The sequence below is a fragment of the Pseudoalteromonas sp. K222D genome (assembly GCF_017653575.1).
Taxonomy (GTDB): domain Bacteria; phylum Pseudomonadota; class Gammaproteobacteria; order Enterobacterales; family Alteromonadaceae; genus Pseudoalteromonas; species Pseudoalteromonas nigrifaciens.
The window spans coordinates 218,218-232,667 of sequence record NZ_JAGGDL010000001.1 but is presented as its reverse complement, the minus strand read 5'-3'; the positions used below and the strand labels follow the sequence as shown (position 1 = coordinate 232,667).

At 34.0% G+C, this 14,450-nt stretch carries 12 protein-coding genes; all 12 read left to right on the top strand.

Features of this window, described 5'->3' with window-relative positions:
• The first annotated feature begins 156 nt into the window (after window positions 1-156).
• The 12 genes from J5X91_RS00985 to J5X91_RS00930 all read left to right on the top strand — a co-directional run bounded on the left by J5X91_RS00985 (window position 157) and on the right by J5X91_RS00930 (window position 14,267).
• Window positions 157-1,434, top strand: coding sequence for a flippase (locus J5X91_RS00985; protein WP_011328466.1), 1,278 nt, complete (start codon window positions 157-159; stop codon window positions 1,432-1,434).
• A gap of 35 nt (window positions 1,435-1,469) precedes the next feature.
• Window positions 1,470-2,384, top strand: coding sequence for a glycosyltransferase (locus tag J5X91_RS00980; RefSeq protein WP_089368435.1), 915 nt, complete (start codon window positions 1,470-1,472; stop codon window positions 2,382-2,384).
• A gap of 53 nt (window positions 2,385-2,437) precedes the next feature.
• Window positions 2,438-3,625, top strand: coding sequence for an EpsG family protein (locus tag J5X91_RS00975; protein WP_011328464.1), 1,188 nt, complete (start codon window positions 2,438-2,440; stop codon window positions 3,623-3,625).
• 36 nt (window positions 3,626-3,661) lie between these two features.
• Window positions 3,662-4,459: a hypothetical protein gene (locus tag J5X91_RS00970; RefSeq protein WP_182683396.1), complete on the top strand. Its 798-nt coding sequence runs from the start codon at window positions 3,662-3,664 to the stop codon at window positions 4,457-4,459.
• 12 nt (window positions 4,460-4,471) lie between these two features.
• Window positions 4,472-5,200, top strand: a complete 729-nt coding sequence (locus J5X91_RS00965; RefSeq protein WP_089368434.1) for a WecB/TagA/CpsF family glycosyltransferase — start codon at window positions 4,472-4,474, stop codon at window positions 5,198-5,200.
• A gap of 197 nt (window positions 5,201-5,397) precedes the next feature.
• Window positions 5,398-6,354: a phosphoribosyltransferase family protein gene (locus J5X91_RS00960; protein WP_011328461.1), complete on the top strand. Its 957-nt coding sequence runs from the start codon at window positions 5,398-5,400 to the stop codon at window positions 6,352-6,354.
• A gap of 1,109 nt (window positions 6,355-7,463) precedes the next feature.
• The gene (locus J5X91_RS00955; RefSeq protein ID WP_089368431.1) at window positions 7,464-8,867 is read left to right on the top strand and encodes an undecaprenyl-phosphate glucose phosphotransferase; all 1,404 of its coding nucleotides are present in this window, start codon (window positions 7,464-7,466) and stop codon (window positions 8,865-8,867) included.
• Entirely contained in the window at window positions 8,851-10,068 is a 1,218-nt protein-coding gene (locus J5X91_RS00950; protein ID WP_011328458.1) for an outer membrane beta-barrel protein, read from the top strand. The genes J5X91_RS00955 and J5X91_RS00950 overlap by 17 nt, the downstream gene beginning before the upstream one ends.
• Entirely contained in the window at window positions 10,065-10,586 is a 522-nt protein-coding gene (locus tag J5X91_RS00945) for a polysaccharide biosynthesis/export family protein (protein WP_089368429.1), read from the top strand. The genes J5X91_RS00950 and J5X91_RS00945 overlap by 4 nt, the downstream gene beginning before the upstream one ends.
• Before the next feature lie 20 nt (window positions 10,587-10,606).
• Window positions 10,607-12,820, top strand: a complete 2,214-nt coding sequence (locus tag J5X91_RS00940; RefSeq protein ID WP_208833883.1) for a polysaccharide biosynthesis tyrosine autokinase — start codon at window positions 10,607-10,609, stop codon at window positions 12,818-12,820.
• 3 nt (window positions 12,821-12,823) lie between these two features.
• Entirely contained in the window at window positions 12,824-13,552 is a 729-nt protein-coding gene (locus J5X91_RS00935) for a CpsB/CapC family capsule biosynthesis tyrosine phosphatase (RefSeq protein WP_089368427.1), read from the top strand.
• A complete protein-coding gene (locus J5X91_RS00930; protein WP_086994989.1) occupies window positions 13,545-14,267 on the top strand; it encodes a VpsP family polysaccharide biosynthesis protein in 723 nt (240 codons plus the stop codon). Before J5X91_RS00935 ends, J5X91_RS00930 begins: the two co-directional genes overlap by 8 nt.
• Window positions 14,268-14,450 lie beyond the last annotated feature (183 nt).

The following is a 14,450-nucleotide window of genomic DNA, read 5'->3' as shown; positions in this document are numbered from 1 at the left end:
ATTTTAATAAAGCAGTACACATTACTAATATAGTTACTACACTGAGATCTTTATAAATCTAAAACAGTCAGTCAGTTAATTTATTTAGTTATTGAATTTTAAAATTTTGATTTATTGAAGTTATAAATATGACTCTATTATTACAAGGTAAGTTTTTTGAGCCAATCGCCAGCTATTTTAAATAAGTTTTTAGGCACAGCCGGTTTACAAATGATAAGCCGTGCTTTATCCGTTATAGCAGGCGTAATACTTGCCCGTTATTTAGGACCTGAGCAATATGGCTTATATACCTATGTTTTATCAATTATTGCCATAGTCACAATACCTGTTATAGCAGGTTTACCACAATTATTGATCCGTGAAATTGCACATGCTGAATTGGAAGGTAAATGGGGAGAATTAAAGGGGTTACTCAGGTGGTCATCGGCATTTATTATCAGTATTTCTGCGCTTGTGATGCTTACGACCATGCTTATTTTATATTTAGGCTTAATAAGTTCCCAGACTGCTAGTTTACTTTGGTTTGCAATTTTTTTGATCCCTATAAAAAGCTTTTCTGCAAAACAAGGAGCTATTTTAAACGGTTTTAGAAAACCAATTCTAGGCTTATTTCCAGAGTTTATTTTGATGCCATTTTTAGCCATTTTAGTTTACTTATATTTTATTGTATCAAAAACTGAGTTCACCAGTTTACTGCTTATAAAAGTACAGTTAATAACATCGGCATTAACGCTGTTATTAGGCTTAGGGCTAATATTTAAAGAGCGATCGAATAACCTTAACCATGTTAAACCTACTTACTATTTTAAAAAATGGCATATTGCATTACTCCCGTTTACGCTAATGATATTTATTAGCACCATGAATGCACAGCTTGCAAACGTATTTTTAGGCTACTTTGATGATAAAGAGTCTGTCGCTTCTTTTAAGGTAGCTTTACAAGGGGTGACATTAGTTACCTTAGGGTTTGCAGCGGTAAACAATATTATAGGCCCTAAAGTTGCTAGGTTGTATAGAAGTGGCGATATACAGTCAACACAGGCTTTACTAACTAAAAGTGTAAAGTTAAGCGCCACTTTTTCAATACCAATAGCGGTTGTTTTAATTTTTTTTGGGGATTGGTTTATAAGAATACTTTTTGGAGAGCAATATCTGGCTTCCCATCCAATTCTTATTATTTTATGTATTGGCCAAATAATTAATATTTGTTTTGGCTCTGTTGGTTTAGTGCTGAATATGACAGGAAATGAAAAACGTTCATTAAAAGCATTGTTGGCTACATTATTAATAAACGTGTTGTTGTTATTTATTTTAGTGCCTATCTATCAAGCAATTGGGGCGGCTTTAGCTGTAAGCATGAGTCTAGTGCTGTGGAATATTTGGATGTCGATTGATGTATATAAAATAACAAAGTTAAAAACTTGGTTATGCTAAATTTCATTTATAAAAATTAAAAAGGATTAAGCTAAATGGTAGAGTTAAGCATCATTATTCCTACTTATGGAAGAGTCACAAAAATAAGAAATGCAATACAAAGTGCACTTATAAACTCACTTTGTGAGGTAATAGTTGTTGATGATAATGGTAAAGGGTCAGAGCATCAGCTAAATACAGAGTCTATTTTAGAGGATTTAATTGTCTCTAAAAAAATAAAATACATACCATTAGAAAAAAACTCAGGAGCAGGGATTGCCAGAAACATTGGTATTAAGCAAGCCAATGGCGAGTATGTTACTTTTTTAGACGATGATGATTTTTTTATAGATGGGAAATTACTCGAAAAACTTAACTTTTTTAAACACCAACAAGAGCAGCCTGCTGTCTGTTGTAGCCATATGCAAGTAGAAGAAAATGGTAAAGGTGTTTTAGCAAACGATGATAAGTTTGTAGGCCATGACGCTAAGACCTTTTTGCTATCTGGGAGTTGTTATACTTCAATGATAATGATTAAAAAAAGTGTTTTAGAAGCCATAGGTGGGTTTTATGATACACCTTACTTACAAGATCATACCTTAATGTTAAAGGCCTTTATTCAAAATTATAGTGTGTGCGTATTTGCTGAAAATGTCTTTGTGCATACAATCCACAATGGAGCGAGTATTACCACAGGTACTCGACCAATAGCAGGCGTACAGCTCAGGTGTAAATTAGAAAAAGAGCTAAGTAATAAGGTCACGTTGTCAGCTTCAGAGCAAAACGATTTGAATTATAGGTGGAGCACAATTGACTATCATAATTACTGGCTTGAACATGGGCGCAATTTCTCTTTATTTAAATTTTTGTTCACAAAAATAGTATGGCGCTCAAGAACAAGCGAACAACTTTATGAATCATTTAAGTTACTCGTAAAGTTTGGGATGAAATATCAATATTACTCAAAGTAAAAGGAAGCTTTATTTTGATCTATCACAATAAAACTTTTCTGTTAAATAGAACAATGTTGATTCTTGTTTTTGTATCATTAGTTTCACTGCTAGCGCCTTTTTATATAGGAATTTTTGCTTTATTCACGTATTTAACAACTAAAAGATCTGAGTGGCTTTACGTTTTTTTTATTAGCTTTATTTTGCTTTTTTGCAATATGAATTTACACAAAGAAGCATGGGCATTTGGCGATTTTTTAGGGATAGGCAATGACTTAGGCTGGTATTCAACCCAATGGTTTGCATTCAATAATTATCAATATGGTTTTTTGAGTATTTTTGATGAAGATTATGCAATTTTTATTAATGATGGCTTTTTAGTACAACCGAAAATATCGGAGCCGATTTATCATGGCTATTCCTACTTCTTTTCAAAATTAACGAATGGCAATTATATATTTTATACGTATACGATTACGTTATTTATCTATTTACCAGCATGTATTGTTATTTACAAGATATTAGATTCAGCTAAATTTAGTGAGGTGTTAATTGCGTTAGCGCTGATGTTTTTTATTTTTTATTCAATGAAATTTACAAACATGTTTAACATGATACGGCATTATTGCTCAGGTTCTTTCTTAATTATTACTCTGTTTTTTTTATATTTTGACAAAATACGCTTCGCCATTTTTTTTGGTGTCATCGCATCATTAACACATAATGCAGCCGTGGTTGTTTGTGCAATTTATTTTGTTGTTTATTATGTTACGGCCTCCGATGAAAGAAGTAATAGATACAAAATTTTATATGTCGTTATGGGCTCTGCGGCAATATCAATATTATACCTTTTAGTTTATTACGCCACATTTACCAATTATGAAGAATTAGATGATAGAGGTTCAGGAATACTATTTAAGCTTTTAGATGTTGCTATCGTACTGCTTTCTATATTCGCCTATATGGTTAGGCGTAAATCGACATTTGATAAGATGTGGTTTTATTATATAGGTATTATCGTATTAATTTGTTTTATGCATACAACAAACTTCTTACAGCTACGCTATTATGCCTACTTTGACTATTTTAGATGGATTGGCTTGGTATATATATTTTCTTTAATACTACGTGTTGTCAGGCTAAAGCTACTGTTTTTTTCATTATCTTTAATCGCGTTTATTTTATTTTTGTGGTACAGAATTTATATTTCTGATTTCGATTTTAACGGAATGTTCCACCATTATTTCTTTATAAAATTTTAACTTCATATTATGTAATAACTACTTATAGGGATTGTAATGAAAATTTTATTACTAACAACATGTATATGTAATGACGAAAATATCAAAGACTTAAAAAGACTAATATTATCGATAAATAGTGTAAGAAACATTCAATTTGTACACTATGTACTATTACAAAGTGCAGATGGCTACAGTGAAGAGTGTTTACTTGGGCTAGCTAGTAACTATACGCTAATCACAATTAGTCAAAGTCATATTGTGTCGTTATCAAAGGCCAGAAATAAGCTTATTAAAGAAGTGAACAGTCGGTATTCATTGAATAATTTTGATTTCGTGTCCTGCCCAGACGATGACTGTTGGTACCCAGAAGGGTTTTGGAATAGCTTTAATGAACTACAAGCACTCAGTCGATTTGAATTGTTTTATACTCAATTTTCATCAGCACCAAGTATTAGCCCCTTTACTTCTAATGAACATAATTCGTCAAACTTAATACGATACGCATCATCTAACACTACATTTTATGCATCTAAAGTATTTAATGAAGTAGGGCTGTTTGATGAAAACTTTGGCGTCGGCGCTAAAAATAATGGAGGTGAAGATTTGGACTTTGCAATAAAAGCTTCACTTATTAGTAAGGTTATATTTTTTATGAACTCTGCAGCTATTGGCCATCGTGATCCATTACCAGAATTTAGATATAAGTATTTTCAAGGCTCTTTCGCGGTATTAAATAACCACAAACTAAAAAGTACTGCTCTTTACTATCACTATTTGCGAAAGCTTATGGTTGGTATTTTTTATTATTCACAAAGAAAAATAAAGTTTGCTGACTTTAAAGTAATAAAATAGGAGCTTAAAGCGATGGACCCTATCTTAAAGTCATTAACTTTAGTCAATGAGGTATCTTTAGCCAGTATTTTAGAGCGTATCACAAATACGGATAAAGCAATTTCGATCGGTTTTTTAAATCAGTATGCATATAACTTAATAAGTAGTAGTGATGCTATAAAAGCTAACTTTTTCGATTTAGATTATTTATTCAGAGACGGTAAAGGGGTTGAATTAGCGTGCTTGTACAACAATATTGACCCTCAATCTAACTTAAATGGTACAGACTTTATTCCGCGATTAATCTCGCAATTATATTTATCTAACAAGGAAATGACCCTTTTTGCGTACGGTACTCAGCAACCTTGGTTAGATATAGGTGCAACCTCGCTTTTTAACACCTCCCAATATTATAGTTTAAATGGGTTTAAAGATGTCGACTGTTATCTTGAGCACAATTTACAGTATCAAACTGAGAGTCTTAACGTAGTCGTTCTTGCTATGGGTATGCCTAAGCAAGAGCTGATAGCTACACAACTAAAACTACAGAGCAAAAATAAAATGATAATAATATGTGGTGGTGCAATATTGGATTTTCAAGCGGGTAGGGTAAAGCGCGCACCGACGATATTTAGAAAGCTTGGTTTTGAGTGGCTATACAGATTTGCTCTAGAGCCTAAAAGGTTATTTTCTCGTTATGTTGTCGGGATCCCATTGTTTTTTTTAAATGTATATCGCTCCAGTACTAAAAGAGTTTTGTAATTAAAGGGAGTGGTAAAAGTTAATTTCTATTAGCGTGAAGCTAACGCTTAAATCAAAGATATAATAACAATTTGATGGCTATTTTTGACGTGAGATCTACATTATTGCGATAAATTGTACTAACCTTAATAAAAGCAATGTAATTAATAATAATTTTAGTATGTTAGGTAAAATGTTTTTAAGGGAGGGTGATTCTAATGAATTATAAAAGTTATTGTCATTTAAGTCAGGATATAAAAGAACACTTGCCTAAAATACAGAGTTTAAACTTTGATTTAATTGTAGGCCTTCCAAGAAGTGGTTTAACACCAGCTAATATGCTGGCATTGTATTTGAATATTCATTGTACGGATTTGATTTCTTTAATTAATAATTCAGAGCTCAAAACAGGAAGTACACGAAAAAGTAAAAATCAATATTTAAAATACCCACAAAACGCACAAAAAATATTATTAGTGGATGACAGTATTGCAAAAGGTGACTCGATTAAAGCTGATATGGCTTTAATTCCCACATATTTACACAGTAAAATTACGACATGTGCAATTTACTCATCGCTAAAACAAAGAAATGATGTTGATTTTTTTCTAGAGTACCTACCATCACCAAGGGTGTTTGAATGGAACATTTTTCATCATCCAATTTTAACGACTGCTTGTTTAGATATAGATGGTGTTTTGTGTATTGACCCTACTGAAGAGCAAACTAATGATGCCGAAAAGTACATTGAGTTTATTTTAAATGCACAGCCATTATTTATACCCTCTAGAAAAGTTTATGCGCTTGTTACCAGCCGGTCAGAAAAGTATCGAGAACAGACTGAGATATGGTTAAAAAAGTATAAAGTAGAATACGAGTATTTAATTATGCAAGATTTACCTGGTAAAGAAGGAGGACAAAAGCAAATTAGTCATGCAAAGCATAAAGCTTTATTTTATCAAAAAAGTAGTGCAGAGCTTTTTATTGAAAGCGACTATAAGCAAAGTATTGAAATTAATCATATCACTAAAAAACCAGTTTTTTGTGCAGCTAGTAACCAAATAATTAACAACGGCTTTTATAATCTAAAGCATGAAGCAGTTACAAGCTTAAAAGAACGGTTGGCTTCGTTTATACCTCGTGGCATAAAAAATCAGATTAAAAAATTATATTAACTTTATTTACAAAGACTTACCTTGTTCTTTAGATAAATAGAGCCTAGCTTATATTATTGTTAATTTGCAAGTGTGTAGGGCTCCCATCAACTCAAAATATAAAAGCTAAGTTTTCAGTATTCACCGTATTTAGGCTTGATATTGTTTGCGCTTAAGCTCTTCAGTACTTAGCGTTTTTTGTTTATTAACTAACGCCAAACGTTTGTGTAAGCCTTACTGGTTAGTCATTGCCACCGTGTGTAGTATAACATTCCCCCAGGCTACCTTAAACCCACCAAATAATAGACGCACTATGCTTATTTAAAACTTAGAAGCAAACACTTATAACGTGTTTTCGGTTGTGTTATTAATTATTATCTAAACCAGTTAGCGGTCTGCTCTCTTACTTTTTGTACAGCCTATTATTTTTCTAAAGAATTACACTAGGGTAAAAATGTACTATTTCACAGGGTTTGGTTGATAGTAGTTTTTATATAGTCGCAGTTTAAACCTAAACACTGATAAGCAGGCTGTATAAAGCGATCTTTTATGTTTGTTTTTGTTTTATGTTTGTTTATTTTGTGTTTGTTTTTTTAAGTTGTTTATTTTATTGGCTATAAATAAAACTATTAAAACCTTCAAGTAAACAGTAATTAAGCCCCAAGGTAATAGGTTGCTATTATGTTGTTAGTAAATGAATGTAGTTGCTAAAACTAAGTAGATGATAATTAAAAATAGCTGTAGGGCAAATTACACATCAAGAACAGAGCCAAAAATGTGCAAAATTTATTGTAATATTATGCTATTAGCTTTATTCATCGGCATAGTTTTTACTGAGAGAGTAAGTTATGTATACCCTACTCATAATATTAATCAGATGGATTCATGCATTGTTTATTTAAATATCTAAGCATGATTACATAAAAAAGGGCTGTTGTTTAGATGAGGAGTTGTAGTTTAGATAAATTTATATTTTAAGAAATATGTTTAATAAAATAGCTTTAACCTTTTGTATATTAGTAAATACGCCTGTATGTTAATTGTGCAATTTGAGATGTTAATTTAGTATTAATTCCATAGTCTAGTGATGCTTCTTCTTACCTGAGACCAATTAATAGGAATTAATAGTTATGAGCTCTTCAAGGACATTTAAGTTATCAGGTTCGTCAGATGCCTGCTTTTATAGACTCTTCGATATTTTTGCATTATTTTTTGCTTTTCAATGCTCCGCCTTATTTTATAACTTTAATCTAAGCTCTTTTTATATGGTATCAGTGCTAAGTGTTGCATTAATTTACTTATATTGCGCTGAAATATTTTCTACTTATAGATCGTGGCGAGCAGGGAAGTTTAGAGTAATGATGTTGTGTGTTTGGGGCGCTTTATTAGTTTCATTCGCTTGTTTGTTTTTTATATCATTTATTTTTAAGTTTTCAGAATCCTTATCTCGGATTGGCATTAGCTTGTGGTTTTTATTAAGCATGCTTTATTTATATTTATGGCGCTTAGCTGTGTACTTGTATAAGCGAAATCGTCGTAAATTTGGTTCATATTTACGCAATGTAGCCATCATTGGTGCTACAGAAACCGCTGCTTACCTATATGATGAAATTGAGAAGAATGATGAGTTAGGCTTTAAGTTTTTAGGGTTTTTTGATGATAGAAACCCAGAGCGTTTATTTAGTAAATTAGCCTCTCATGATGTTGCAGGCAACATACAAAAAGCTGTGGATTTAGCAAGAGAGGGCAGAGTTGATGTGTTATATATTGCTCTTCCCATGAAAGCAGAAAAACGTATTGCAGACATTTTATTGCAGCTGGGTGATACCACAGTTGATGTGCATATAATACCTGACTTTTTGCTTTCTAATCTTATACATGCGCGTATTGAACATGTTGGCGAAGTTGATACATTGAGTGTGTTTGAGTCACCGTGCATTGGTGCTCATGAGTTTATTAAGCGTACAGAGGATATTGTGTTTTCAATGATTATATTGTTTTTGATTTCGCCATTACTATTAGTTATTGCCGCGGCAGTGAAATTAACATCAGCTGGTCCTGTAATATTTAAGCAAGATCGTTACGGACTTGATGGACGAAAAATAAAAGTTTGGAAATTCCGTTCAATGACAGTCACAGAAAACAGCAAAGTGGTAACTCAAGCTACAAAAAATGATGTGAGGATAACAAAGTTAGGCCGATTTTTGCGACGTACGAGTCTTGATGAACTTCCTCAGTTTTTAAATGTACTTGAAGGTGACATGTCCATTGTTGGCCCAAGACCTCATGCGGTTGCGCACAACGAAGAGTATAGAAAAAAAGTAGAGTTTTATATGTTTAGGCACAAAGCCAAACCAGGCATTACAGGGTGGGCGCAAGTTAACGGCTGGCGTGGTGAAACAGATACGTTAATAAAAATGGCGAAACGTGTAGAGTATGACCTACACTATATTAAGAACTGGTCATTACTATTTGATATAAAAATAATAATCATAACAATATTTAAAGGATTTAAGAATGAAAATGCCTACTAATACAATTGCCCCTTGCCTACTCGTTGTTTGTATTGGGGGCAGTCCTTATGCAACGGCTAACCTAAAACCAGGTAGTATTATTACAAAAGATGGTGCCGAAATAACGCCTACACTACAAACAGGAGTGAGTACTAATAATAACTTTTTTAGAACACCAACTAATGAGGAGTCGCGGTTAATATGGAATATATCACCTAACATTTCGGCTGTAATTGAAGATGGCCCAGACAATTATAAGCTTAATGTTGGAACAATAACGTCCTTTCATAATAAAGATACCACAGATAACTTCACTCAAGTGACCACAGCAGCGAGCGTTCATAAAGAGTTTACCCAACAGCATAGACTCGATATTAAAGGTGATGCAGATTGGTTATATGAACCCAGAGGTAGTGGTTTAACCGAAGGTTTGGGGGATATTGTTAATGAATTAGTTAAGTACCAACAGCAAAATGTAACAACGCGTTATGAATATGGCGCAAAAAGCTCTAAAGCTCAAGTTGCGCTTATTGCTGGTTTTTTCAATAAAAAATACCAAAATTTTAGACCTGTATCTCAATATCGCGATTATGATAAAACTTTAGTGGGAATAACCGGTTACTACAATACGCTTGCAGCAACGCGCACTTTTTTGGAGCTAACACAAGAAAAGTACCGCTATGATGTTTTGCAAGCCAATGGTATTTCACGAGATTCAGATGACAGAAAAATATTACTGGGAATAGAGTGGGAGGCAACGGCGGTAACATCCGGTACCTTCAAAGTCGGTTATCAAGACAAAGATTTTTTTTCTGACCTACGTGAAGATTTTACCGGTTTAAGCTGGGAAGCCGCAGTACTTTGGCAACCACTTACTTATTCATCGTTACAATTTTTAACTAGCCGCTCAGCTAAAGATCCCTTAGTAGCAGGTGATTATATTAAAGAGAGTGTTTATAACATTACCTGGGATCACAATTGGAGTAATTACTTTAGTTCGTTGGCAAGTTTAAATTATGCAGATGAGCAATACACTGGGGATGTTGGCAGACAAGATAAAACAACAGCGGCTCGACTAGGTTTAAACTATTTGGTTAGTAACTTTGGGATGGTATCTAGTTACGTTGATTTTATAGATAAAAACTCTAATCAAAATACGATTGAATATGATCGTGTCATTGTCGGGATTAATTTTACCTTTGTTTTAAAGGCTAATCGATGAAATTTTGGATGCTTGTTTGCCTGGCTTTTTTATTAAGTTTTAATAGTTTTGGCCAAAATGCGCAAAACTATACTCTAGGGCCAGGTGACAAAATTGAAATAAAAGTTTTTGGCCAACCAGATTTAGATGTGACGGCGTTATTAGGTAACAGTGGCAAAGTTAATTACCCTTTTTTGGGAAAAGTTAAGCTTGCTGGCCTAAATACATCACAGGTTGAACAAATAATAATAAGAGGGCTACAGCCTGACTATTTAGTTAACCCCAATGTGTATGCGCAAGTTACACAATATCGACCTTTTTATATTCATGGTGAGGTAAATAACCCAGGTGCATACCCTTATCAGCCGGCAATGACAGTAAATCAAGCGATTGCACTTGGCGGTGGATTAACAGAGCGAGCATCGATAGATAAAATATATATTTTTAAAGAACAAACCAAAGAGCAACAAATTAGAGGCAGTTTAAACAGTCAAATTGCAGCGGGCGACACCATTAAAATAGAACAGCGCTTGTTTTAAGCCGTTAAAGGCAGTGATGAATGAATCAAAAATCAGAAAAATTAAATAATAATGATGATGTAATTGAGTTGGGCATTAACTTTAATGTTATTAAGCAAGCAAAGTGGCGAATTTTGAGCTTTGCGATAGTTATTACATTATTAGCGATAATGATTACGTTAACTTTAATACCTAAATATAAAGCAAGTGCAACGTTATTAATTGAAGCTGAGCAGGCTAAAGCGGTTAGTTTTGAAGAAATATATGGTTTAGACTCAAACCAAAAAGAATATTATTTAACTCAATTTGAGGTAATAAAATCAGACAGTATTGCACGTGAAGTTATTACGAAACTAGATCTGCAGTCACACACTGACTTTATTCCAAAACCTTCAATATTTAATGAAGTTAATATACAAATTAAAGAGTTGCTGCCTTTTTTAAATAAAAAAGAAGTTGCTGCGCTCTCGTATGAAGATCAAGTTGAGCAACAAATGCAAGATTTGCTTAGTATATTTAATAAAGCATTAATAGTTTCACCAATTCGTAAAACGCAATTAGTTAGGGTGAGTTTTGAGTCGAGTGATTCTAAACTTGCAGCCTTAGTAGCAAATACGGTAGGTGAGGTATACATAGACAGCCAAATGCGCGCCAAAATGGGGATAACGCAACAGGCAACAAGCTGGTTAAACACACGCTTGTCACAGTTACGGATCCAATTAGATGATTCAGAGGTTCGACTGCAGGCGTACCGAGAGGCGCAGCAATTAGTTGATATAGAAGGTATTGCGGGGCTAGTGACACAAGAGCTAGAGCAAATGTCTCAGCAGTTAGTTGATGCTCGAGCCGCAAGAAATAATTTAAAGAGTATAAACAGAGTAATCAAGGAGTACGGAAATAATAATATAGAATTTTTAGGTAGTATGCCGGAAATAACATCACATAAAGTAGTACAAGATGTAAAGCGCGAGTTAGTACTTGTTGAGCGAAAAGTGAGTGACTTGGGCGAAGTATATGGCAATAAGCACCCAAAAATGATTTCTGCTAAAGCTGAACTTGCAACTGTAAAAGCTAATTTAAATAAGCAAATTAAAGGCCTAGTTACAGGTATCGAAAAAGAGTTAAACAGAACAACTCGAACCGTTAATACATTAGAAGCTGATCTAAAAAAAATCCGAGATGATTATCAATATATTACACGCAAAGAAACGCAGTATAATCAGTTAAAACGTGAAGTTGAAACTAACCGAAATATATTTAATACATTTTTATCTCGCTCTAAAGAAACCGAAGTAACCAGCGACTTCACCTCAGCAGCAGCTCGCTTTACCGATAGAGCATACACACCTAAATATCCCAGTAAGCCCAATAAAAAGCTTATTGTAATAATTACATTTATAGCTAGCTTTGTCTTTGCAGTAGTGATGAGCTTTATATTTGATGCATTAAACGATACGGTAAAAACAAAAAATGACGTTGAAAGTAAACTAGCGCAACGCATGCTAGGTTTATTACCCAAAGTTAAAATATCGAGAAAGAATCCGTTTCCGATATACGCATATTTAGAGGATAAATACCGTCGCTTTGCAGAATCTGTGCGTACATTTAGAACAAGCTTATTGCTTACTCAGTTAGACCGAAATCATCAAATAATAGCAGTTACATCAAGCGTCCCAGGTGAAGGGAAAACCACCACATCAGCTAACTTAGCCTTATCGCTTGCGCAAATGGGGAGCGTTTTACTGATTGATGCTGATTTACGTAAACCCAGCTTAGCAAAACGGTTTGATATACCTGTATTTCACCCGGGCTTAAGTAATTTAATTACAGGTACAGAGCAGTTTTCTGAGTGCGTTCATTTAGATGAGCGCTCTGGTGTTGCTATTATGCCAAGTGGGCAAATACCATCAAATCCGTTAGAGTTACTCTCTAGCGCCCGGTTTGATGAGTTATTAAAGGTTTTAAAAACCAAGTACGATCACATCATTATTGACACTCCCCCAACACAAGCGGTTAGTGACGCATTAGTAATTGCACAAAGTGTTGATTCGGTAGTGTATGTAGTGAGAGCAGACGTAACCAGGGTAAAACCGATTAAAGCTGGGTTAGAGCGTTTGTTTGAGGTAAAAGCACATGTGGCAGGCGTTATACTTAACCAAGTAGATATGAGCAAAACTAAAGATGAGCATAGCTACGGATACTATGATTATTATGATTACTCACAACCGCCAGAAAAACCTCAACCTAATGGCTAAATTATGATTGATATTCATTCGCATATTTTACCCGGTATTGACGATGGTGCTAAAAATTTAAATGAATCTTTAGCATTATTAAAGCTAGCGCAAAGTGATGGAATAACACATATGGTGATTACTCCGCATATTCATATAGGGCGATTTGATAACTCCGCGGTACAACTTCGCAGGGACTTAGCTGATTTAAAAGAGCATGCAAAACAGGCTCAAATTACTATAAAACTAGCAGTAGCGGCAGAAGTACGCCTTGATATAGAGTTAATGGCACTGGTAAAGGCAAATAAATTGCCCTTTATTGGGAATTTAGCCGGAGCAAATTACTTATTGTTAGAGCTACCACATTCTCATGTACCACCAGGCTACGATAAGTTTATTGGTTGGTTAGTAAAACAAAATATTAAAGTGATTATACCTCACCCTGAACGTAACCGTGATATTCAGGCTAATCCTTTTTATATAGAACATTTAAAGCAGTTAGGTTGTGAGTTTCAATTAACCGCTTCAAGTATTGAAGGGGGGTGGGGGGATAAAGCAAAACAAATTAGCAATGACATGCTTAAAGGTAATTTAGTTAATTATGTTGCCTCTGATGCGCATTCGGTAAAACGTAGGCCGCCAATACTTAGTAAAGCAAAACACATTGTGAGTAATTTAGTAGGGGAGGATAAAGCACATATGTTATTTGTAACTAACCCTTGGCGCTTAACTGAGTCACTATTTTGTGATTAGTTTTAAATTAAATAGGTTAATCCCTATTATTGTTTTAGCGCTTATAACCTTGTTTATTGCCTATTACAGTATAAAAAGCATACGCGCCAATGCTTGGTATTTTAATGCTAGAAATACGCTGGAACAGCTGTCCTCTCCAATTAAGCGCTCAGAATTAAAGCAGGCCGAAAAAGCTATTACTTTAGCGGCTAAGTTTGAGCCAAGCCATCCTCATTATTGGCACTTGAATGCGTATATAAAAATATTATCAGTAAGTATTTTAAATCAGCCGACTGTAATTAATGCTCCTACACATCAGCATGCTTATAAACAAGCCGAACAAGCGCTTTTAAAGTCTATTGAATTAAGGCAAACATGGGCAGAAACTTGGATAGCATTGGCGCAAGTGGTGAGTTATCAAGATGGGCCCACAGAGCAGGTTTATGATTATATTCAACAAGCAAAAAAAGTAGGACCTTATAAGCTTGATGTACATTTAGGTATTATTCAAATAGCGTTGATTCATTGGTCGCAGCTAACTCCACAATACAAAGCTTTATATGTTAACGAATTGAAGTTAGCAGTTAAATATGGCTATAAATTCAATCAAGTATTTGATATTGCAAAACAAAGTAATAGCTTACCCATATTGTGTTTATCGTTACAATTTGGTGGCGACTTCGATTCTGTTCGCAAAAGTTATATATTTAAAAAACATTGTGGTAGTGGCAAATAAAAATGCCCAGAGTTATAAAAACTCTGGGCTATAAAATGGCTCTTAGTTGAGCCTTACGTTAACTGAAGACGCTTTCTTGATTATAGGGAGAAGAAGAAAGTACATATAAGTATAGCTAAAATCATTAAAACCGCACATTTATTATCTGAATTTAGGTACTTTAAAAACCCAATCATATTACAA

Excerpts from the sequence above, each read along its gene's own strand:
- J5X91_RS00980 (WP_089368435.1), top strand. The coding sequence starts at position 1,470 with ATGGTAGAGTTAAGCATCATTATTCCTACTTATGGAAGAGTCACAAAA.
- J5X91_RS00975 (WP_011328464.1), top strand. The coding sequence starts at position 2,438 with ATGTTGATTCTTGTTTTTGTATCATTAGTTTCACTGCTAGCGCCTTTT.
- J5X91_RS00970 (WP_182683396.1), top strand. The coding sequence starts at position 3,662 with ATGAAAATTTTATTACTAACAACATGTATATGTAATGACGAAAATATC.
- J5X91_RS00965 (WP_089368434.1), top strand. The coding sequence starts at position 4,472 with ATGGACCCTATCTTAAAGTCATTAACTTTAGTCAATGAGGTATCTTTA.
- J5X91_RS00960 (WP_011328461.1), top strand. The coding sequence starts at position 5,398 with ATGAATTATAAAAGTTATTGTCATTTAAGTCAGGATATAAAAGAACAC.
- J5X91_RS00955 (WP_089368431.1), top strand. The coding sequence starts at position 7,464 with ATGAGCTCTTCAAGGACATTTAAGTTATCAGGTTCGTCAGATGCCTGC.
- J5X91_RS00950 (WP_011328458.1), top strand. The coding sequence starts at position 8,851 with ATGAAAATGCCTACTAATACAATTGCCCCTTGCCTACTCGTTGTTTGT.
- J5X91_RS00945 (WP_089368429.1), top strand. The coding sequence starts at position 10,065 with ATGAAATTTTGGATGCTTGTTTGCCTGGCTTTTTTATTAAGTTTTAAT.
- J5X91_RS00940 (WP_208833883.1), top strand. The coding sequence starts at position 10,607 with ATGAATCAAAAATCAGAAAAATTAAATAATAATGATGATGTAATTGAG.
- J5X91_RS00935 (WP_089368427.1), top strand. The coding sequence starts at position 12,824 with ATGATTGATATTCATTCGCATATTTTACCCGGTATTGACGATGGTGCT.